20 protein-coding genes are annotated in these 20,227 nt (G+C 66.3%); 13 read left to right on the top strand and 7 right to left on the bottom strand.

Annotated elements, in window-relative coordinates; all coding sequences use genetic code 11:
• Positions 1–104: 104 nt before the first annotated feature.
• The 6 genes from purN (at position 105) to nadC (ending at position 7,010) form a co-directional block, all read left to right on the top strand.
• Entirely contained in the window at positions 105–764 is a 660-nt protein-coding gene (gene purN, locus ABFO07_RS05970) for a phosphoribosylglycinamide formyltransferase (RefSeq protein ID WP_059559366.1), read from the top strand.
• Positions 761–2,029, top strand: a complete 1,269-nt coding sequence (locus tag ABFO07_RS05975) for an RsmB/NOP family class I SAM-dependent RNA methyltransferase (protein ID WP_059884010.1) — start codon at positions 761–763, stop codon at positions 2,027–2,029. Before purN ends, ABFO07_RS05975 begins: the two co-directional genes overlap by 4 nt.
• Before the next feature lie 15 nt (positions 2,030–2,044).
• Complete coding sequence (locus ABFO07_RS05980) at positions 2,045–3,397, top strand: mechanosensitive ion channel family protein (RefSeq protein ID WP_059884009.1); 1,353 nt, start codon at positions 2,045–2,047, stop codon at positions 3,395–3,397.
• 192 nt (positions 3,398–3,589) lie between these two features.
• Positions 3,590–4,786, top strand: a complete 1,197-nt coding sequence (locus ABFO07_RS05985; protein WP_059559356.1) for a DesA family fatty acid desaturase — start codon at positions 3,590–3,592, stop codon at positions 4,784–4,786.
• A 209-nt stretch (positions 4,787–4,995) separates the two neighbouring features.
• Positions 4,996–6,132, top strand: a complete 1,137-nt coding sequence (nadA, locus tag ABFO07_RS05990; protein ID WP_059559436.1) for a quinolinate synthase NadA — start codon at positions 4,996–4,998, stop codon at positions 6,130–6,132.
• Positions 6,129–7,010: a carboxylating nicotinate-nucleotide diphosphorylase gene (nadC, locus tag ABFO07_RS05995; protein WP_059559352.1), complete on the top strand. Its 882-nt coding sequence runs from the start codon at positions 6,129–6,131 to the stop codon at positions 7,008–7,010. Before nadA ends, nadC begins: the two co-directional genes overlap by 4 nt.
• Positions 7,011–7,088: 78 nt before the next feature.
• Here nadC and nadB read toward each other — a convergent pair whose 3' ends face one another.
• From nadB to radC, 4 genes are all read right to left on the bottom strand, one after another.
• Entirely contained in the window at positions 7,089–8,675 is a 1,587-nt protein-coding gene (nadB, locus tag ABFO07_RS06000; RefSeq protein WP_059810700.1) for an L-aspartate oxidase, read from the bottom strand.
• A gap of 165 nt (positions 8,676–8,840) precedes the next feature.
• Positions 8,841–9,008: a 50S ribosomal protein L33 gene (gene rpmG, locus ABFO07_RS06005; protein ID WP_006478046.1), complete on the bottom strand. Its 168-nt coding sequence runs from the start codon at positions 9,006–9,008 to the stop codon at positions 8,841–8,843.
• 17 nt (positions 9,009–9,025) lie between these two features.
• A complete protein-coding gene (rpmB, locus tag ABFO07_RS06010; RefSeq protein ID WP_004186391.1) occupies positions 9,026–9,259 on the bottom strand; it encodes a 50S ribosomal protein L28 in 234 nt (77 codons plus the stop codon).
• Between the two features lie 262 nt (positions 9,260–9,521).
• Positions 9,522–10,283, bottom strand: a complete 762-nt coding sequence (radC, locus tag ABFO07_RS06015; RefSeq protein WP_059810701.1) for a RadC family protein — start codon at positions 10,281–10,283, stop codon at positions 9,522–9,524.
• Between the two features lie 135 nt (positions 10,284–10,418).
• Here radC and ABFO07_RS06020 point away from each other — a divergent pair, with 135 nt between their 5' ends.
• The 7 genes from ABFO07_RS06020 (at position 10,419) to ABFO07_RS06050 (ending at position 17,184) form a co-directional block, all read left to right on the top strand.
• On the top strand, positions 10,419–10,874 hold the full coding sequence (locus tag ABFO07_RS06020; protein ID WP_059559341.1) for an FKBP-type peptidyl-prolyl cis-trans isomerase: 456 nt from the start codon (positions 10,419–10,421) through the stop codon (positions 10,872–10,874).
• Positions 10,875–10,876: 2 nt separating this feature from the next.
• Entirely contained in the window at positions 10,877–11,857 is a 981-nt protein-coding gene (gene ispH / locus ABFO07_RS06025; RefSeq protein ID WP_059559337.1) for a 4-hydroxy-3-methylbut-2-enyl diphosphate reductase, read from the top strand.
• 269 nt (positions 11,858–12,126) lie between these two features.
• Positions 12,127–13,320 (top strand): branched-chain amino acid ABC transporter substrate-binding protein, encoded by a 1,194-nt coding sequence (locus ABFO07_RS06030; protein WP_059559333.1) that lies wholly within the window; start codon positions 12,127–12,129, stop codon positions 13,318–13,320.
• A 211-nt stretch (positions 13,321–13,531) separates the two neighbouring features.
• Positions 13,532–14,482 (top strand): branched-chain amino acid ABC transporter permease, encoded by a 951-nt coding sequence (locus ABFO07_RS06035; protein ID WP_059884005.1) that lies wholly within the window; start codon positions 13,532–13,534, stop codon positions 14,480–14,482.
• Between the two features lie 18 nt (positions 14,483–14,500).
• Positions 14,501–15,667, top strand: a complete 1,167-nt coding sequence (locus ABFO07_RS06040) for an ABC transporter permease subunit (protein WP_059559328.1) — start codon at positions 14,501–14,503, stop codon at positions 15,665–15,667.
• Positions 15,668–15,691: 24 nt separating this feature from the next.
• Positions 15,692–16,468 (top strand): ABC transporter ATP-binding protein, encoded by a 777-nt coding sequence (locus ABFO07_RS06045; protein ID WP_059559325.1) that lies wholly within the window; start codon positions 15,692–15,694, stop codon positions 16,466–16,468.
• Positions 16,468–17,184, top strand: coding sequence for an ABC transporter ATP-binding protein (locus tag ABFO07_RS06050; protein WP_059559322.1), 717 nt, complete (start codon positions 16,468–16,470; stop codon positions 17,182–17,184). The genes ABFO07_RS06045 and ABFO07_RS06050 overlap by 1 nt, the downstream gene beginning before the upstream one ends.
• 72 nt (positions 17,185–17,256) lie before the next feature.
• On the opposite strand, the gene ABFO07_RS06055 is transcribed toward ABFO07_RS06050, so the two are convergent.
• From ABFO07_RS06055 to ABFO07_RS06065, 3 genes are all read right to left on the bottom strand, one after another.
• Positions 17,257–17,709, bottom strand: a complete 453-nt coding sequence (locus ABFO07_RS06055; RefSeq protein WP_059891880.1) for a GNAT family acetyltransferase — start codon at positions 17,707–17,709, stop codon at positions 17,257–17,259.
• A gap of 13 nt (positions 17,710–17,722) precedes the next feature.
• Positions 17,723–18,907, bottom strand: coding sequence for an acetylornithine transaminase (locus ABFO07_RS06060; RefSeq protein ID WP_059559316.1), 1,185 nt, complete (start codon positions 18,905–18,907; stop codon positions 17,723–17,725).
• A gap of 286 nt (positions 18,908–19,193) precedes the next feature.
• Complete coding sequence (locus tag ABFO07_RS06065; protein ID WP_347468548.1) at positions 19,194–20,225, bottom strand: CDP-6-deoxy-delta-3,4-glucoseen reductase; 1,032 nt, start codon at positions 20,223–20,225, stop codon at positions 19,194–19,196.
• Between the last annotated feature and the right edge of the window lie 2 nt (positions 20,226–20,227).

Consider the following 20,227-nt stretch of genomic DNA (forward strand, 5'->3'; position numbering starts at 1 on the left):
GGGGAATGGGCGGATGGATGCCGCAAAGCAGAAGATTATAAACGTTCGGGCGGGCAGGCGGCTCAGCCGGCGGGAAACGCGAGGCCGAATGGTAAAATTCGCGGATGAAAAAACTCGTCATCTTGATTTCCGGTCGCGGCAGCAACATGGAAGCCATCGTCCGCGCGTGCGCGCAGGAACGGTGGCCGGCCCAGGTTGCCGCCGTGATCGCCAACCGGCCGGATGCGGCCGGCCTTGCTTTCGCGGCGTCGCACGGAATTGCGACCGCCGTGGTCGACCACCGGTCGTTCGACGGCCGCGACAGCTTCGACGCGGCGCTGGCCGACGAGATCGACCGCTTCGCGCCCGATCTCGTGATCCTCGCCGGCTTCATGCGGATCCTCACGCCGGCATTCGTCAGACGATACGAGGGGCGGATGCTGAACATCCACCCGTCGCTGCTGCCGAGCTTCAAGGGCATCCATACGCACCAGGCGGCGCTCGACGCAGGCTGCGCGCTGCACGGCGCGACCGTGCACTTCGTCATCCCCGAACTCGACAGCGGCGCGATCGTCGCGCAGGGCGCGGTGCCCGTGCGCGCGGGCGACGACGCGGCCGCGCTCGCGCAGCGCGTGCTGGCGCTCGAGCACGTGCTGTATCCGCGCGCGGTGCGCTGGTTCGTCGACGGGCGCCTGCGCCTCGACGCCGGCCGCGCGGTGGTCGCGCCGGAGGAGGCGCGCTGGATTTTCTCGGACGAACAACCCAACACGAGCGAGGGCGTATGAAGCTGCATGGATTCCTGATCGGCCAGACCGAAACCTTGCTCGCCGAGGTCCTGAAGTTCGCCGGCCCGGCCGATGCGACGACGAGCCGGTTCTTCCGGGCCCACCCGAAGCTCGGGCACGCGGAGCGCGGCGTGATCGCCGAGGCGGTGTTCGCGGTGCTGCGCCGCAAGATGGAGTTTGCGCACCTCGCCGAGAGCGGCTCGGGCAGCCCGGCGCGGCGGCTCACGCTGCTCGGCCTGATGCAGACGGTCGGCCGCAATGCGCTGAAGCCGTTCCTGTCCGACGCCGAGGCCGCGTGGCTCGAGCACGTGTCGAAGATCGACCCGGCGAGCCTGCCGGTGCGGATCCGCACGAACCTGCCGGAGTGGATCCAGCAGGCGCTCGCGACGCGCTTCGACGCGGAGGAGCTCGCGCAGCTCGCCGCGGCGCTCAACTATCCGGCGCCGCTCGACCTGCGCGCGAATGCGCAGAAGGCGACCCGCGACCAGGTGGTCGACGCGCTGCGCGCGAACGGCATCGACGCCGGCGCGACGCCGTTCGCGCCGTACGGCGTGCGGGTCGTCGGCAAGCCCGCGCTGACCAAGCTCAAGCTGTTCGAGGAAGGCTTGATCGAGGTGCAGGACGAGGGCAGCCAGCTGCTGTGCTCGCTCGTCGCGCCGCGCCGCGGCGAGATGGTCGTCGATTTCTGCGCGGGCGCGGGCGGCAAGACGCTCGCGCTCGGCGCGATGATGCGCTCGACCGGGCGCCTGTACGCGTTCGATGTGTCGGAAAAGCGCCTCGCGAAGCTGAAGCCGCGCCTCGCGCGCAGCGGGCTGTCGAACGTGAACCCGGTGCTGATCGACAGCGAGCACGACGCGAAGATCAAGCGGCTCGCCGGCAAGATCGACCGCGTGCTGGTCGATGCGCCGTGCAGCGGCCTCGGCACGCTGCGCCGCAATCCGGACCTGAAGTGGCGCCAGTCGCGCACGTCGATCGACGAGCTCACGCCGAAGCAGGCGTCGATCCTCGCGAGCGCGGCGCGGCTCGTGAAGAAGGGCGGGCGGCTCGTGTACGCGACCTGCAGCGTGCTCGACGCGGAGAACGAGGCGATCGTCGGCCAGTTCCTCGCCGATCACCCGGACTTCGTGCTCGTGCCGGCGCAGAAGGTGCTGGCCGACCAGCGCATCGCGCTCGAGACGGGCGACTACCTGTCGCTGTGGCCGCACCGCCATGCGACCGACGGCTTCTTCGCCGCGGTGCTCGAGCGGCGCGCGCAGCCGCAGTAACGGCGGGTTCGACGGATGATGCAGAACCGCCTGCTGTCGCGCCGCCTCGCGTCGGTGATCCAGGACTTCAACCAGCCGGTGATGATCTGGCAGGCGGCGGTGCTGGTCGGCGCGCTGTGTTTCGCGTGGCTCGCCGCGCGCTTCGTGCACGACCGCATCGACGCCCGCCGCCGTGCGGCCGGGCGCACGCCCGGCGCCGGCGCGCAGAGCCTGAAGCGCGCGCTGTTCCCGCTGTTCGGCGGCGTGTTCGTATGGGGCGCGCAGCTCGCGTTCGAGCCGTTCATGTCGACGTCGCTGCTGTCGCTCGCGCTCGTGCCGCTGCTCGGCATCGGGCTCATCTACGTGCTGTTCTTTTTTGCGCGGCGCGTGTTTGCGCGCGACGGCCACACGCATGCGTGGCTGTCGGTCGTCGAAAGGCTCGTGTCGGTGGTCGTGTGGGCCGCGATGGTGCTGACCGTGCTCGGCATCCAGCGCGACGTGCTCGCGTGGCTCGACAGCGTGCAGTTCCGCGTCGCGAACGCGCACCTGACGCTGCTGTCCGTGATCTCCGGCGCGCTGTGGGTCTGCGTGACGCTGATGGTCGCGATGTGGCTCGGCTCGGTGCTCGAGGAGCGCCTGAAGCGCGCGACCACGCTCGACGCGAACCTGAAGGTCGTGCTGTCGCGGGTCGGCCGCGCGCTGCTGGTGTTCGCCGCGGTGCTGATCGGCCTGTCGCTGGTCGGCATCGACGTGACCGTGCTCGGCGTGTTCGGCGGCGCGGTGGGCGTCGGGCTCGGCTTCGGGCTGCAGAAGATCGCGAGCAACTACGTGTCGGGCTTCATCATCCTGCTCGACCGCTCGCTTCGGCTCGGCGACGCGATCAACGTCGGCGGGCTGCAGGGCGTCGTCACGCAGATCCGCACGCGCTACACGGTCGTGCGCGGTCTCGACGGCAACGAAACGCTGATCCCGAACGAGAAGCTGATCACCGACGTCGTGCAGAACCAGTCGTCGTACCTGACGCGCGGCTATGCGAAGGTCGCGGTGCAGGTCGCGTACACGAGCGACGTCGAGCACGCGCTCGCGCTGCTCGCCGATGCCGCGAAGGGCGTGCCCCGCGTGCTTGCGGAGCCGGCGCCGACGCCGTACCTCGTGAGCTTCGGCGCGGACGGCATCGACCTCGAGCTCGGCTTCTGGATCGAGGATTCCGCGACAGGCACGTCGGGCGTGCGCTCGGCGGTGAACCGCAACATCTGGCGGCTGTTTTCCGAGCACGGCGTGTCGATTCCATTCCCGCAGCGGGAAGTGCGCGTCGTCGGCCTGCCGGACGGTTTTGCAGTCGGGCGCGAAGCCGACATCGGCAGCCCGCCCGAGCGCGCGGTCATGTAGGCCGGCCAGATCCGGATCGTCCGGCCGGCGCAGTCCGCCGGTGGACTGCCGGCGTTGCTTCAAGGCAAGAAATAGTCATTTTTTACAAAGACTTGGAACGGTTGAAGTAAAATCCCGGTCTATTCCGCGGTATGCTTTCATCTTTCTGACGCCGGTGCGTGGCCGACGTCGCTTACACCACAGGTAACTGCCTTGCTGAATTCCCTGCTCGACTTTCTTTCCCACGGGCTCCTGCGCTTTTCGTGGTGGCAGATCGTGCTGTTCGCGCTCGCCGTCACGCACGTCACGATCATCGGCGTGACGGTCTACCTGCACCGCTGCCAGGCGCACCGCGCGCTGGAGCTGCACCCCATCGCCAGCCATTTCTTCCGGCTCTGGCTGTGGATGACGACCGGCATGCTGACCGGCCAGTGGGCCGCGATCCACCGCAAGCACCATGCGAAGTGCGAGACCGAGGAAGATCCGCACAGCCCGCAGACGCGTGGCATCTGGAAGGTGTTCCTCGAGGGCGCCGAGCTGTACCGCGCGGAAGCGAAGAACGAGGAAACGATGCGCAAGTTCGGGCACGGCACGCCGAACGACTGGATCGAACGCAACATCTATTCGAAATACCCGATCCTCGGCGTCAGCCTGATGATGGTGATCGACATCGCGCTGTTCGGCGTGGTCGGCCTGACCGTGTGGGCCGTGCAGATGGTCTGGATCCCGTTCTGGGCGGCCGGCGTCGTCAACGGTTTCGGCCACTTCTGGGGCTATCGCAACTTCAACTCGGCCGATGCGAGCACGAACCTGTTCCCGTGGGGCATCGTGATCGGCGGCGAGGAACTGCACAACAACCACCACACGTTCGCGACGTCGGCGAAGCTGTCGAACAAGTGGTACGAATTCGACATCGGCTGGATGTACATCCGCATCATGTCGGCGTTCGGTCTCGCGAAGGTGAAGAAGGTCGCGCCCACGCCGCGCCTGAACAAGCCGAAGACGGTGCTCGACCAGGAAACGCTGCAGGCCGTGCTGTCGAACCGCTACGAAGTGATGGCGCGCTACGGCAAGGCCGTCAAGCGTGCGTATCGCCAGGAGCTCGCGCGCCTCAAGGAGCTCGGTTCGAGCGACAAGTACCAACTGATGCGCGGCGCGCGCAAGTGGTTCCACAAGGACGAGGACGGCCTCGACGAGCAGAAGAAGAAGCTGCTGCCGGAAATCTTCGCGAACAGCCAGAAGCTGCAGACGTACTTCCAGCTGCGCCAGGAACTGGCTGCGATCTGGGATCGCTCGACCGCATCGCGCGAACAGCTGCTGGCCCAATTGCAGGATTGGTGCCACCGCGCAGAACAAAGCGGGATCAAGGCGTTGCAGGAATTTGCGACGCGCCTGCGCCGCTACGCCTGATTCGAAATCGATTAGAATCTCAGGACGTCACAAACCCCGCGCTGGCGGGGTTTTTTCTTTTGGGCCGGCCGTTTGGTGGCGGCGATCGGCAAGGCTGGACTTTGCACGGAACCGGAGCACGCGCGCACACGCTCGACTCTGGTCGAGCGTTGCATGGGATCGAAGTAGGCGCTGAAGCGCATACTTCGATCGACATAGGAGAGATGGAGATGCAATCGACGATCAAGCCCGTCGAGTACGACCGACCGGTCGCGGCAGGCACGGCCTGCGGCATCGGGCAGGCATGGGCGAAAGTGCCCGAGACGCCCTCTGCCGAGGAGCGCGCCGCACTGAAGGCGCGGATCAAGGCGCTGCTCGCGCGCGAGAAGGCCGTGCTGGTCGCGCACTATTACGTGGACGCCGAATTGCAGGAACTCGCCGACGAAACCGGCGGATGTGTCGCCGATTCGCTCGAGATGGCCCGGTTCGGCCGCGACCACGATGCACAGACGCTCGTCGTCGCCGGCGTGCGCTTCATGGGCGAAACCGCGAAGATCCTGAGCCCCGGCAAGCGGATCCTGATGCCCGATCTCGATGCGACCTGCTCGCTCGACCTCGGCTGCCCGGTCGATGAATTCTCCGCGTTCTGCGATGCGCACCCGGATCGCACCGTCGTCGTCTACGCGAACACCAGCGCCGCCGTGAAGGCGCGCGCGGACTGGATGGTCACGTCGTCGATCGGGCTCGAGATCGTCGCCGACCTGCATGCGCGCGGCGAGAAGATCATCTGGGCGCCGGATCGCCATCTCGGCAGCTATATCCAGAAGAAAACCGGCGCGGACATGCTGCTGTGGCAGGGTTCGTGCCTCGTGCACGACGAATTCAAGGGCATCGAGCTGGACCTGCTGCGCGCCGAGTATCCGGATGCGAAGGTGCTCGTTCATCCGGAGTCGCCGGAAAGCGTCGTCGCGCAGGCCGACGTCGTCGGTTCGACGACGCAACTGATCGATGCCGCGGTGAAGCTCGATGCGACGCGCTTCATCGTCGCGACCGATCTCGGCATCCTGCACAAGATGCAGCTCGCCGCGCCCGGCAAGACCTTCATCGCGGCGCCGACCGCCGGCAACAGCGCGACCTGCAAGAGCTGCGCGCATTGCCCGTGGATGGCGATGAACGGCCTCGCGAATCTCGCCGACGTGCTCGAGCGCGGCCACAACGAGATCTTCGTCGACCCGGCCATCGGCGCACGCGCGCGGCTGCCGATCGACCGCATGCTCGATTTCGCCGCGGCCCACAAGAAGCGTGTGCAGGCGAGCGGCGACCTGCAGCGCGACCAGCAACTGTTCGCGAACGTGGGGGCAGCATGACCGACGCAGTCTCCCCGCTTTACGAAACGATTCGCGCGCAATACGGCGCCGCGTTCGATGACGCGCTCGCGCGCAACGTCGCCGACGCGCTGGCCGAAGATGTCGGCACTGGCGACCAGACCGGGCGGCTGGTACCGGCCGGCGAGCGCCGCCGTGCACGCATCATCGTGCGCGAAGAGGCCGTGCTCGCCGGCGTGCCGTGGTTCGACGCGGTGATGCGCCGGATCGATCCGGCGATCGACGTGCACTGGCACTACCGCGAAGGCGACCGCATGACGGCCGATTCGACCGTCTGCGAACTCGAAGGCCCGGCGCGCGCGCTGCTGACCGCGGAGCGCAACGGGCTCAATTTCCTGCAATTGCTGTCGGGCGTCGCGACGGCCACGCGGCGCTATGTCGAGCGCATCGAAGGCACCCGCGCGAAGATTCTCGATACGCGCAAGACGCTGCCAGGCCTGCGGCTCGCGCAGAAGTACGCGGTGCGGGTCGGCGGCGGCGCGAACCAGCGGCTCGCGCTGTACGACGGAATCCTGATCAAGGAAAACCACATCGCGGCGGCGGGCGGCGTCGGCGAGGCGCTCGATGCGGCCTTCGCGCTGAACGCGGGCGTGCCGGTGCAGGTCGAGGTCGAGACCCTTGCGCAGCTCGACACGGCGCTCGCGCATGGTGCGCAGTCGGTGCTGCTCGACAACTTCACGCTCGACATGATGCGTGACGCGGTGCGCGTGGCGGCCGGCAAGGCGGTGCTCGAAGTGTCGGGCGGAGTCAATTTCGACACGGTGCGCGCGATTGCCGAAACGGGCGTCGACCGCATCTCGATCGGCGCGCTGACGAAGGACGTGCGCGCGACCGATTACTCGATGCGCATCGTCGACTGAGCGCGGCGCACGCCGCAGACGAAAAAGCCGTTGGCGCGCAAGCGCCAACGGCTTTTGTTTTGGGAGGCAGGGCAGGCGTCAGCGGCGCGCTTTCGGCGTCAGCACGCTCGGCAGTGCCTTCGGCAGTGTGTGCGGCCAGTCGCGGCTGTAATGCAGCCCGCGGCTTTCGCGGCGCGATTGCGCGCTCTTGACGATCAGCGTCGCGACATCGACGAGGTTGCGCAGTTCGAGCAGGTCGCGGCTCACGCGGAAGTTCGCGTAATACTCGTGGATCTCGTCGCGCAGCAGCGACAACCGGTGCTTCGCGCGCTCGAGGCGCTTGTCGGTGCGCACGATGCCGACGTAGTTCCACATCAGGCGCCGCAGCTCGTCCCAGTTGTGCGCGACGACCACTTCCTCGTCCGCGTCGGACACGCGGCTCTCGTCCCATGCGGGCAGCGGGCCGGTCGCTTCCGCTGCGAAGCCGGCCGTTTCGATCGCGTCGGCCGCCGCGCGGCCGATCACCAGACATTCGAGCAGCGAATTGCTGGCGAGCCGGTTCGCGCCGTGCAGCCCCGTGCAGGACGTTTCGCCGACTGCGTACAGGCCCGCGAGGTCGGTACGGCCCGCGAGGTCGGTGACGACGCCGCCGCAGGTGTAGTGCGCGGCCGGCACGACCGGAATCGGCTGCTTCGCGATGTCGATGCCGAATTCGAGGCAGCGCGCGTGGATCGTCGGGAAATGCTCGCGCAGGAACGCTTCCGGCTGGTGGCTGATGTCGAGATACACGCAGTCGATCCCGCGCTTCTTGATCTCGAAGTCGATCGCGCGCGCGACGATGTCGCGCGGCGCCAGCTCCGCGCGCGGGTCGTGCGCCGGCATGAAGCGGGTGCCGTCCGGCAGCTTCAGCAAGCCGCCTTCGCCGCGCACGGCCTCGGAGATCAGGAACGACTTCGCATACGGGTGGAACAGGCAGGTCGGATGGAACTGGATGAACTCCATGTTCGCGACCCGGCAGCCCGCGCGCCAGGCCATCGCGATGCCGTCGCCGGTCGCGGTGTCGGGGTTGGTCGTGTACAGGTAGACCTTGCCCGCGCCGCCGGTGGCGAGCACCGTGTGCGGCGCCTCGATCGTGATCGTGCGATCGTTGTCGACGTCGAGCGCATACAGGCCGTGGCAGCGGCGGCCGGGCAGGCCGAGCCGCTCCGACGTGATCAGGTCGATCGCGTGATGGTTTTCGAAGAACGTGATGTTCGGATGCTGCCGCGCACGCTCGGACAGCGTCGCGAGCACCGCATGGCCGGTGGCGTCGGCCGCGTGGATGATGCGGCGGTGGCTGTGGCCGCCTTCGCGGGTCAGGTGGAAGCCGAGCTCGGCCGCATCGTCCTTCGTGAACGGCACGCCCTGCGAAATCAGCCACTCGATCGCTTCGCGGCCGTGCTCGACGATGTAGCGCGTCGCGCCTTCGTCGCACAGGCCGCCGCCGGCAACCAGCGTGTCGTCGACATGGTTCTCGATGCTGTCCGCGGAATCGAGCACGGCGGCGATGCCGCCTTGCGCGTTATCGCTCGCGCCCTCCATCAACGAACGTTTCGCGATCAGCGCGACACGTCGCGTGCTGGCCAGATTGAGCGCGACCGACAGGCCTGCCAGGCCGCTGCCGACGATCGCCACGTCGAAATTCATTGCTGCATCTCCATCATTGCACTTTTGATCTTGTCGCTTCCGGCGGCGCAGCCGCGTGCGGAAAGGGGAGAGCATACCGCGTCGGGCTCCAGCGTGCGCGCAAAACAAAAAGCCCCGCGATTGCGGGGCTTTTCGGTCATCGTCAGGCTGGCAGAAACCAGGAGATTACTTGATCTTGGTTTCTTTGTATTCCACATGCTTGCGGACGACGGGATCGAACTTCTTGATCGCCATCTTTTCCGGCATGTTGCGCTTGTTCTTCGTGGTCGTGTAGAAGTGACCCGTGCCAGCGGTCGACTCAAGCTTGATCTTGTCGCGTGCGCCTTTTGCCATGATTGTGCTCCTTGGGCTTAGGCTTCGCCGCGTGCGCGCAGGTCAGCGAGCACGGAATCGATGCCGTTCTTGTCGATCAGGCGCAGGCCGGCGTTCGAGACGCGCAGGCGCACCCAGCGGTTTTCGCTTTCCACCCAGAACCGGCGGTTTTGCAGGTTCGGCAGGAAGCGACGCTTCGTCTTGTTGTTGGCGTGGGAAACGTTGTTGCCGCTCATCGGCGCTTTCCCAGTTACTTGGCATACGCGTGCCATGAGAGCACTCCTAATACGCTAAATTCGGGGTTCGATCGCCGGTGAAGGTTCTCATCGAGCAGCCACGTGATCCATAGCTGCACTCCGAACGCCCAAGCCCTTGCAGACAAGGCCCTTCGATGGCTAGAACTGGTTGGAAAAAAGACAGACGGCGATTCTAGCAGAAAAAGTTCAGAAAAATCAAACGCAATTTCATCCCGTCGTTGTGACGACGGTGCGCCGTCTGCGGGAACCGGCACCGGCCGGCCCGCAGCCCGACATTCTACATCGACAGCCACCCTGCGCGCGCGAACGAGAACGTATCGCTCACGCCGACGACGACGTGATCCAGCAGCCGCACGTCGACGAGCGCGAGCGCGTCGTGCAGCACGCGGGTCAGCCGCCGGTCTTCCGCGCTCGGCCGCACCGCGCCGGACGGGTGGTTGTGCGCGACGACCAGTGCGGCGGCGTTCAGCAGCAGCGCGCGGCGCACGATCTCGCGCGGGTAGACGGCCATCCGCGTCAGCGAGCCGCGCGCGCTTTCCTCGATATCCACCACGCCATTGCGCGCGTCGAGGTACAGCGTGACGAACACTTCGTGCGGGCGCGTGCCGATCTTGATGCGCAGGAAATCCTCGACCGCGCCGGGCGATTCGATCACCAGCCGTTCGCGGGCCTTTTCCGCGAGCGCGCGCCGCCCGATCTCGGCCACCGCGGAGAGCAGCGCGATGCGCGCGTCGCCGATGCCGCGGCGGCCGCGGAAATCGGCCGGCGTCGCGTCGAGCAGCCCGCGCAGCGAGCCGCCGAACTGGTCGAGCAGCGCCTGCGCGTTGTCGAACACGTTGAGGCCGGGCACGCCGGTGCAGAGCAGCAGCGCGATCAGTTCGTCGTCGGTCAGCGCGCCGGGCCCGCGATCGAGCAGCCGCTCGCGCGGCAGGTTGGCGCACTGCGCGCGCCGGGGGCGGCGCTTGCGCGGCCGGACCGCGCGCGGTGCGTCGCCGCCGGCGGCGCGGCATTCGGGTGCGGGCGGAAGGGGTTGCTGCATCGTCGGTTCTCCGTTGTCGGCGCGCCGGCCTGCGCGCCGTCGTCGCAGTTTCAGCCTTGCGCGCGCAGGTGACTTACAATATCGGTTTTGCGCCGGGCCTCGCGGCCGTGTCAGGCGCCATTGAACGAGTCATTCATGAGCCTCATCGATCTTTCCGAAGTGAAGCCCGGTTCGCACGTCACGCTGCACTACCGGCTGGCACTGGCCGACGGCGCCGATATCGTCAACACCTTTTCCGACAAGCCCGCGACGCTGCTGCTCGGCGCAGGGCAACTGGCGCCCTCGCTGGAACAGATTCTCGTCGGGCTGCGGGTGGGCGACCATTCGACTTATCAGCTAGCGCCCGAGCAGGCGTTCGGTCCCCGAAACCCGGAGATGCTGCAGCGCGTGACGCTCAAGACGCTGCGCGAGAACGGGATGGTCGGCGACGACTTCACGCCGGGCGACCTGATCGAATTCAACGCGCCGGACGGCGGTCGATATGCAGGGGTGCTGAAGGAAGTCGGCGAAACCTCGGCGCTGTTCGACTTCAACCATCCGCTCGCGGGCCAGGCGCTCACGTTCGAAGTGAAAATCATCGGGATTCTGTAATCATGAGCACCACCGATACGCTGTCCGGGCAGACCGTCGCCGCCGACGCCGAAATCCTGCTGGCCCAGCCGCGCGGCTTCTGCGCGGGCGTCGATCGCGCGATCGAGATCGTCGAGCGGGCGATCGCGATGCATGGCGCGCCGATCTACGTGCGCCACGAGATCGTCCACAACAAGTACGTGGTCGAGGACTTGAAGAAGAAAGGCGCGATCTTCGTCGAGGAGCTCGAGGAAGTGCCGTCCGGCAACACCGTGATCTTCAGCGCGCACGGCGTGTCGAAGGCGGTGCGCGACGAGGCCGGCGTGCGCGGGCTGCGCATCTACGACGCGACGTGTCCGCTCGTCACGAAGGTGCACGTCGAAGTGGCGAAAATGCGCCAGGACGGCGTCGACATCGTCATGATCGGGCACAAGGGGCACCCGGAAGTCGAAGGCACGATGGGGCAGGTCGAGCGCGGCATGCATCTCGTCGAGAGCGTCGAGGACGTGCAGAAGCTCGAGCTGGCCGATCCGGAGCGCATCGCGCTCGTCACGCAGACGACGCTGTCCGTCGACGATGCGGCCGAGATCATCGCCGCGCTGAAGGCGAAGTACCCGAAGATCCGCGAACCGAAGAAGCAGGACATCTGCTATGCGACGCAGAACCGCCAGGATGCGGTGAAGTTCATGGCGCCGCAGTGCGACGTCGTGATCGTCGTCGGCAGCCCGAACAGCTCCAATTCGAGCCGGCTGCGCGAAGTGGCCGAGAAGCGCGGCGTCGCCGCATACATGGTTGACGCGCCCGAGCAGATCGATCCCGCGTGGGTGGCCGGCAAACATCGCATCGGCGTGACGGCCGGCGCGTCCGCGCCCGAGGTGCTCGCACAAGCGGTCATCGCGCGCCTGCGCGAACTCGGCGTGCGCAACGTGCGCGCGCTCGAAGGCATCGAGGAGAACGTGTCGTTCCCGCTGCCGCGCGGCCTGAACCTGCCGCCCGCCGCCTGATCCTTTCAAAATCATTGCGTTACCGAAGCGCGCCCGTTGGGCGCGCTTTTTTTTGTCCTTCGCGAAAGCAATCGCAACCGGCATTTCCGCGGCGGGCGCAACCGGGTTGCTCCGCGTCGCCAAAGCCCTGTCTCAAAATTGGTTGCAATGCAGGAAAACCCCATCAAATCAGGAATATTGGCGTCCTATAAATGGAGTTACAATGCGCCCGTTTTCATGCCCGAACGGTCGTGGAACCTGGTTTTGGCAAGGCGCGGGAGACCTATTTAATGCATGTGAAGTTGGCTTACGCCGTGTCCGTCGCCGCAGCGGTTGCAATGCTTGCCGCCTGCAGCAAAAAGAGCGACGACGGGGCGGGCAAGGAGGCTGCGGCGTCCGCGGCACCGCCGGCCAGCGACGTGCGCGTCGTCAAGATCGGCCATGCGGCCCCATTGACGGGCAGCATCGCCCATCTGGGCAAGGACAATGAGAACGGGGCACGTTTGGCAGTCGAGGAAATCAACGCGCATGGCCTGACGATCGACGCGCATCCGGTGCGGCTGGAACTGGTCGCCGAGGATGACGCGGCGGATCCGAAGGTCGGCACGCAGGTCGCGCAGAAATTGGTCGGCGACCGGGTCGTGGCCGTGGTGGGGCACCTCAATTCGGGGGTGTCGATCCCGGCGTCGAAAATCTACAGCGACGCAGGCATCGTGCAGATTTCGCCGTCCTCGACCAACCCCGACTATACGAAGCAGGGGTTCAAGACCACCTATCGCGTGGTGGCGACGGATGCGCAGCAAGGCCCTGCGCTCGCCAACTACGCGCTGCATGCGCTCCACGCGAAGCGCTTCGCGGTCGTCGACGACGCGACCGTATACGGCAAGGGCCTTGCCAATGAATTCGCGAAGACCGTCACGGCGGCGGGCGGACAGATCGTCGCGCGCGTAGCGACCAGCGACCGTGCGACGGATTTCAAGGCGATCCTGACGAAGATCAAGCGCGACCATCCCGACGTCATCATGTACGGCGGCATGGACGCAACCGGCGGCCCGTTTGCGAAGCAGGCGATGGCGCTCGGTATCGGAGCAAAAATCCTTGGCGGCGACGGTGTGTGCACCGACAAGGTGGTCGAGCTCGCGGGCAACGCGGTGCGGAACCTGATCTGTTCGGAGGCGGGGCTCGCCCTGTCGCGGATGGAGAACGGGGCGGATTTCGTGAAGAAGTACGAAGACCGCTTCCACACGCCGGTGCAGATTTACGCGCCGTTCACGTACGACGCCGTCTACGTGATCGTCGACGCAATGAAGCGCGCCAACTCGATCGACGCGTCCAAGGTGCTGGCTGCGATGCCGTCGACCGATTACCGCGGGGTAATCGGTCACATCGCATTCGCGCCGAACGGCGATCTGAAAGAGGGGGCGATTACGCTCTACGACTTCAAGGAGGCCAGGAAAACCGTCCTCGATGTCGTGAAGATGTAGCGACGGGACTCGTGACGGCACCGGAACAGTGCGGTGCCGTTTCTGTATCCGCTCCGGCGGCAGGTCCGGCCGTACAGGCCGGGCGGCGCACGCCGGGACGATCAACCCTTACCGGTCTTTTTTAGTACCCGCAGTGTCGTCGAGATGACGTGATTCCCCGCTTACCCGCGAGGCGCAGCTTCATCCGGCAGCACGGGCCAAGGAGCTTTAAATGGATATCTTCGTCCAGCAGATCCTCAACGGGCTGGTGCTCGGCAGTGTCTACGCCATCATCGCGTTGGGCTACACGATGGTGTACGGCATTCTCGGCATCATCAACTTCGCGCACGGCGACGTGCTGATGATCGGCGCGATGGTCGCGCTGTCGGCGATCACCGTGCTGCAGAACCACTTCCCCGCGCTGGGCAACGTCGCGACGCTGACGATTGGCCTGGGTATCGCCGCGATCGTCTGCGCGATCGTCGGCTACACGATCGAACGGGTCGCGTACCGGCCGCTGCGCCGCGCGCCGCGCCTCGCGCCGCTGATCACTGCGATCGGCGTATCGATCCTGCTGCAGACCGCCGCGATGATCATCTGGTCGCGCAACCCGCTGCCGTTCCCGCAGCTTCTGCCGACCGACCCGATCAACGTGATCAAGGCCACCGACACGACGCCGGGCGCCGTGATCTCGCTGACCGAAATCGTGATCATCGCCGTCGCGTTCTTCGTGATGGGCGGCCTGCTGCTGCTCGTGCACAAGACCAAGCTCGGCCGCGCGATGCGCGCGATCGCGGAAAGCCCGAACACCGCGAGCCTGATGGGCGTGAACCCGAACTTCGTGATCTCGGCGACCTTCATGATCGGCTCGGCGCTCGCCGCGCTGGCCGGCGTGATGATCGCGTCGGAATACGGCAACGTGCACTTCTACATGGGCTTCATCCCGGGCATGAAGGCATTCACGGCCGCGGTGCTGGGCGGGATCGGCAACCTCGCGGGCGCCATGGTCGGCGGCATCGTGCTCGGCCTGATCGAGCAGCTCGGCGCAGGCTACATCGGCAATCTGACGGGTGGCGTGTTCGGCAGCAACTACCAGGACGTGTTCGCATTCATCGTGCTGATCATCGTGCTGGTGTTCCGTCCGTCGGGCCTGCTGGGCGAACGGGTCGCGGATCGCGCGTAACGGAAGGGGAGCAAGAACATGACATCCATTCAACCGATTGAAACCTCGACGACGCTCGTCGAAGAACGCAACACCGCGAAGACCGTCACCATCGGCATTCTCACCGCGGCGTTCGTGATTGCCGCGCCGATCATCATCGGCGCTGCCGGCGGCAACTACTGGGTCCGCGTGCTCGACTTCGCGATGCTGTACGTGATGCTCGCGCTGGGCCTGAACGTGGTGGTCGGCTTCGCCGGCCTGCTGGACCTCGGCTACATCGCGTTCTATGCGGTGGGCGCCTATACCGCGGCACTGCTGAGCTCGCCGCACCTGGCGACGCAGTTCGAGTGGATCGCGCAGCTCGCGCCCGGCGGCCTGCACATCCCGTTCCTGATCATCGTGCCGATCGCGATGGCGATCGCCGCGATCTTCGGGATCCTGCTCGGCGCGCCGACGCTGCGCCTGCGCGGCGACTACCTCGCGATCGTCACGCTCGGCTTCGGTGAAATCGTGCGGATCTTCATGAACAACCTCGACCGTCCGGTGAACATCACCAACGGCCCGAAGGGGATCACGGGGATCGACCCGGTGCAGGTCGCGGGCTTCAACCTGTCGCAGACGCACTCGCTGTTCGGCATCCAGCTGCCGTCGGTGTACATGTACTACTACCTGTTCGTGCTGTGCGCGCTGCTGGTGATCTGGACGTGTACGCGCCTGCAGCACTCGCGCATCGGCCGCGCATGGGCGGCAATCCGCGAGGACGAGATCGCCGCCAAGGCGATGGGCATCAACACCCGCAACGTCAAGCTGCTCGCGTTCGCGATGGGCGCGTCGTTCGGCGGCCTGTCGGGCGCGATGTTCGGTTCGTTCCAGGGCTTCGTGTCGCCGGAATCGTTCACGTTCTGGGAATCGATCGTGGTGCTGGCCTGCGTGGTGCTGGGCGGCATGGGCCACATCCCGGGCGTGATCCTCGGCGCGGTGCTGCTCGCGATCTTCCCGGAATTCCTGCGTTCGACGATGAGCCCGCTGCAGCATGCGATCTTCGGTCATGACATCGTCGATACGGAAGTGATCCGCCAGGCGCTGTACGGCCTCGCGATGGTGATCATCATGCTGTACCGCTCGGAAGGCCTGTGGCCGGCGCCGAAGCATGAGGACAAGATCGCGAAACTGGCGAAGCGCAGCGCCAAGTCGGCGCGCGCGTAACGGACGGACGAGGAGCAAGAGAACATGAGCGACAAACAAATCCGACTGTCCGTCAAAGGCGTGAACAAGCGCTTCGGCGGCCTGCAGGCGTTGTCCGACGTCGGCCTCGAGATCAAGGAAGGCGAGATCTACGGCCTGATCGGCCCGAACGGCGCCGGCAAGACGACGTTCTTCAACGTGATCACGGGCCTCTACACGCCGGATTCCGGCGAGTTCAAGCTGGACGGCACGGAATACAAGCCGACCGCGGTGCACCAGGTGGCGAAGACGGGCATCGCGCGCACGTTCCAGAACATCCGCCTGTTCGGCGGGATGACCGCGCTGGAGAACGTGATGGTGGGCCGCCACGTGCGGACCAAGCACGGCCTGCTGGGTGCGGTGTTCCAGACGCCGGCGGAACGCCAGGAAGAACGCGAGATCAAGGAGCGCGCGATCGAGCTGCTCGAATACGTCGGCGTGCTGCAGTACGCGGACTACACGTCGCGCAACCTGTCGTACGGCCACCAGCGCCGCCTGGAGATCGCGCGCGCACTGGCGACCGATCCGAAGCTGCTCGCGCTGGACGAGCCGGCGGCGGGGATGAACGCGACGGAGAAAGTGGAACTGACGCGCCTGCTCGACAAGATCCGCGCGGACGGCCGCACGATCCTGCTGATCGAGCACGACGTGAAGCTCGTGATGGGATTGTGCAACCGGATGACGGTGCTCGATTACGGCAAGGTGATCGCCGAGGGTCTGCCGCAGGACGTGCAGAAGAATCCGAAGGTGATTGAGGCATATCTCGGCGCAGGGGTGCACTGATGGCAGCGGCAATGTTGAAAATCAAGGGCTTGCAGGTCAACTACGGCGGGATCCAGGCCGTGAAGGGCGTTGACATGGAAGTCCGCCAGGGCGAGCTGGTGACGCTGATCGGCGCGAACGGCGCGGGCAAGACCACGACGATGAAGGCGATCACGGGCTTGAAGCCGTATTCGGCGGGCGACATCGAGTACGACGGCAAATCGATCAAGGGCGTGCCGTCGCACGAGTTGCTGAAGCGCGGCCTCGCGATGGTGCCGGAAGGCCGCGGGATCTTCGCGCGGATGTCGATCGTCGAGAACATGCAGATGGGCGCGTACCTGCGCAACGACAAGGAGCAGATCAAGAAGGACGTCGAGCGGATGTTCGGCTTCTTCCCGCGCCTGAAGGAGCGTGCGACGCAGCTCGCGGGCACGCTGTCGGGCGGCGAGCAGCAGATGCTGGCGATGGCGCGGGCGATCCTCTCCAAGCCGAAGCTGCTGCTGCTGGACGAGCCGTCGATGGGCCTGTCGCCGATCATGGTCGAGAAGATCTTCGAAGTCGTGCGGACGATCTCGAAGGAGGGCATCACGGTGCTGCTGGTCGAGCAGAACGCACGGCTCGCGCTGCAGGCGGCCGATCGCGGCTACGTGATGGACTCGGGCACGGTCACGATGGAAGGCGATGCGAAGCAGATGCTCGACGATCCGAAGGTGCGGGCCGCGTATCTGGGCGAGTAAGCCGATTGGTCGGGATGTGAAAAAGCCGCATGTCCGCGAGGGCATGCGGCTTTTTTCATGGCGCGTGCGCGATCAGGCGGCGTAGAGCCGCTTGCCGAACGACACGCGTTCCTCGACGCGATAGCCGATCGTCTCGTAGAAGCGGCATGCCTGCGCGTTGTCGGCGAGTACCTGCAGGTTCACCTTCAGGCAGCCGAGCGCGCCGAGCGCCGCTTCCGCGTGGGCGACGAGCGCGCGGCCCACGCCGGCCCGCCGCACGCCGCGGCCGACGCCGAGCGAGTACAGCCAGCCGCGATGGCCGTCGTAGCCGGCCATCACCGTGCCGACCACGCGCCCGTGCAGCGTCGCAACGAAGAAGAGTTCAGGCTGCGTCGCGCACTTCTGTTCGATCGAGCGCAGTGGATCGCGGTGCGGCGCGCTCGTATCGCCATATTCGGGAAACGCGTCGCGCCACAGCGCGAGCACGTCATCGGTATCGGCGCGATCGAACGGACGGATCGCGACGTCATCGGCGGCGGCATCCATCGCGCGGATCGCGTCAGAGCGTGTCGAGAATCGACCGCAGCATCGCCATCATCTGGTCGATTTCGTCGGTCGTGACGTTCAGCGCGGGCATGAAGCGCAGCAGGTTCGGGCGCGCCGCGTTCAGCAGCAGGCCGTCCGGCTGCATGTCGCGCGCCTTTTCGACGATCTGCGGGCCGATGTCCTTGCCGAGCAGCAGCGCGCGCAGCAGGCCCTCGCCGCGCTCGCCTTCGAAGCCGCGCTCTTCCGACAGCTCGAGCAGCTTGCGCTTCAGGTATTCGCCGCGCGCGCGCACGCCTTCCAGGAAGCCCGGCGCGACGAGCTGCGAAATCACCGAATAGCCGGCCGCCGTCATCAGCGGGTTGCCGTTGTAGGTGCCGCCCTGGTCGCCGGCCTCGAACACCGCGACATCCGCCGTCGACAGCAGCGCCGCGAGCGGCACGCCGCTGCCGATGCCCTTGCCGAGCGTCATGATGTCCGGCGCGATGTCGGCCAGCTCGTACGCGAACAGCGTGCCCGCGCGGCCGCAGCCGCTCTGCACTTCGTCGACGATCAGCAGCAGGTCGTGCTGCTTCGTCAGCGCGCGCAGCGCGCGCATGAATTCGCGCGTGGCCGGAATCACGCCGCCTTCGCCCTGGATCGGCTCGAGCATCACCGCGACGGTCTTCTCGCCGATCAGCTTCTCGACCGACTCGATGTTGTTCAGCTCGGCCTTCGGGAAGCCCGGCACCTGCGGCGCGTAGATCGTGTCCCAGCCCGGCTTGCCGCTTGCCGACATCGTCGCGAGCGTGCGGCCGTGGAAGCTGTGGTCGAACGTGATGATCTCGTACGCGCCGTTGCGGAACTTGCGGCCCCACTTGCGCGCGAGCTTGATCGCGCCTTCGTTCGCCTCGGCGCCGCTGTTCGTGAAGAACACCTTGTCGAACACGCTGTGCTGCGTGAGCAGGCCCGCGAGCTTCGCCATCGGTTCGTTGTAGAACGCCGGCGACGGGTTCAGCAGCTTCTCGGCCTGCGTCTTCAGCGCTTCGACCACGCCGTCGTTGCAGTGCCCGAGGCTGTTGACCGCCCAGCCCTGGATGAAGTCCAGATAGCGCTTGCCGGTGTGATCGTAGAGCCACGACCCCTTGCCGTGCGTGAACACGATGTCGGGGCGGTTCGTGATGTACATCAGCGAGTCGATCGGAAAATCGTTCAGCGGCATGGCAGCAGACTCCAGCGGAGGTTGAAAGGGAAACAGGCAAGAAAAAAGCCACGGGTGATGCCGTGGCTGGGTGGTTCGAACAGCTTGTGCGTAACGGGGTGAGGGTTACGCGCGAGTCCGTGACGAGCCGGCGGCATCCGGGCGGAGCGGCGAGCGGCGACGTCGGAGAGCGGACAGGAAGCGGTTCATGTGCGCAAGCATACGGCATCCCGCGTCCCACTGTAAACCGCCGCGATGCAACAAATGTGTCGCGGCGGGGCGCGGGGCGCGGGCGGGCCGTGCGGGCTCAGACCGGGTGCGCGAGATCGGCGGCGCTCGTGAACGAGTCGGCGTAGAACTCGTCCGCGGGCAGGCCGTGATGCTGCGTGAAGTCGCGCTGCGCGGATTCGACCATCACCGGCGCGCCGCATGCATAGACCTGGTATGCGGACAGGTCGGGCAGATCCTCGATCACCGCGCGATGGACGAAGCCGGTGCGGCCGTCCCACGCGTCGGCATCGTCCGGCTCGGACAGCACCGGCACGAACTTGAAGTTCGGGATCTCGTTCGCCCACTCGGCGGCGAGCGCCTCGAGGTAGATGTCCTTCCTGCGGCGCGCGCCCCAGTAGAGCGTCATCGGGCGCGTGATGCCGGAGTGCTTCACGTGCTCGATGATCGCCTTGATCGGCGCGAAGCCGGTGCCCGACGCGAGCAGCACGATCGGCTTGTCCGAATCCTCGCGCAGGAAGAACGTGCCGAGCGGGCCTTCGAAGCGCAGGATGTCGCGCTCCTTCATCGCGCCGAACACGTGGTCGGTGAACTTGCCGCCGGGCATGTGGCGGATGTGCAGCTCGATCGGGCCTTCCTCGTGCGGCGCGCTCGCCATCGAGTAGCTGCGGCGCGAGCCGTCCTTCAGGATGAATTCGATGTACTGGCCCGCGAGATACTGCAGGCGCTCGTTCGCCGGCAGCTGCAGCTTCAGCACGACCACGTCGTCGGCCTTGCGCTCGAGCGCGGCGACCCGGCACGGCAGCTTCTTGACCTGCACGCCGTCGACGCCGGCGATCTCGCGCACGTCGATCTCGAGATCGCACTGCGCCTTCGCGCAGCACAGCAGCGCGAGGCCGCGGGTGCGCTCGTCGTTCGACAGCGCCGACGCGGCATGCGGCCCCTGCTCGATCTGGCCCGATGCGATGTGACCCTTGCACGAGCCGCAGGCGCCGTTCTTGCAGCCGTACGGCAGATGGATGTTCTGGCGCAGTGCTGCCGCCAGCACGGTTTCGTCCGACTCGACATGGAATTGCCGGCCGCTTTGCTTGAGAGTGACGTTGAATGCCATAG

It is taken from the genome of Burkholderia stagnalis, from assembly GCF_039848545.1.
GTDB lineage: Bacteria > Pseudomonadota > Gammaproteobacteria > Burkholderiales > Burkholderiaceae > Burkholderia > Burkholderia stagnalis.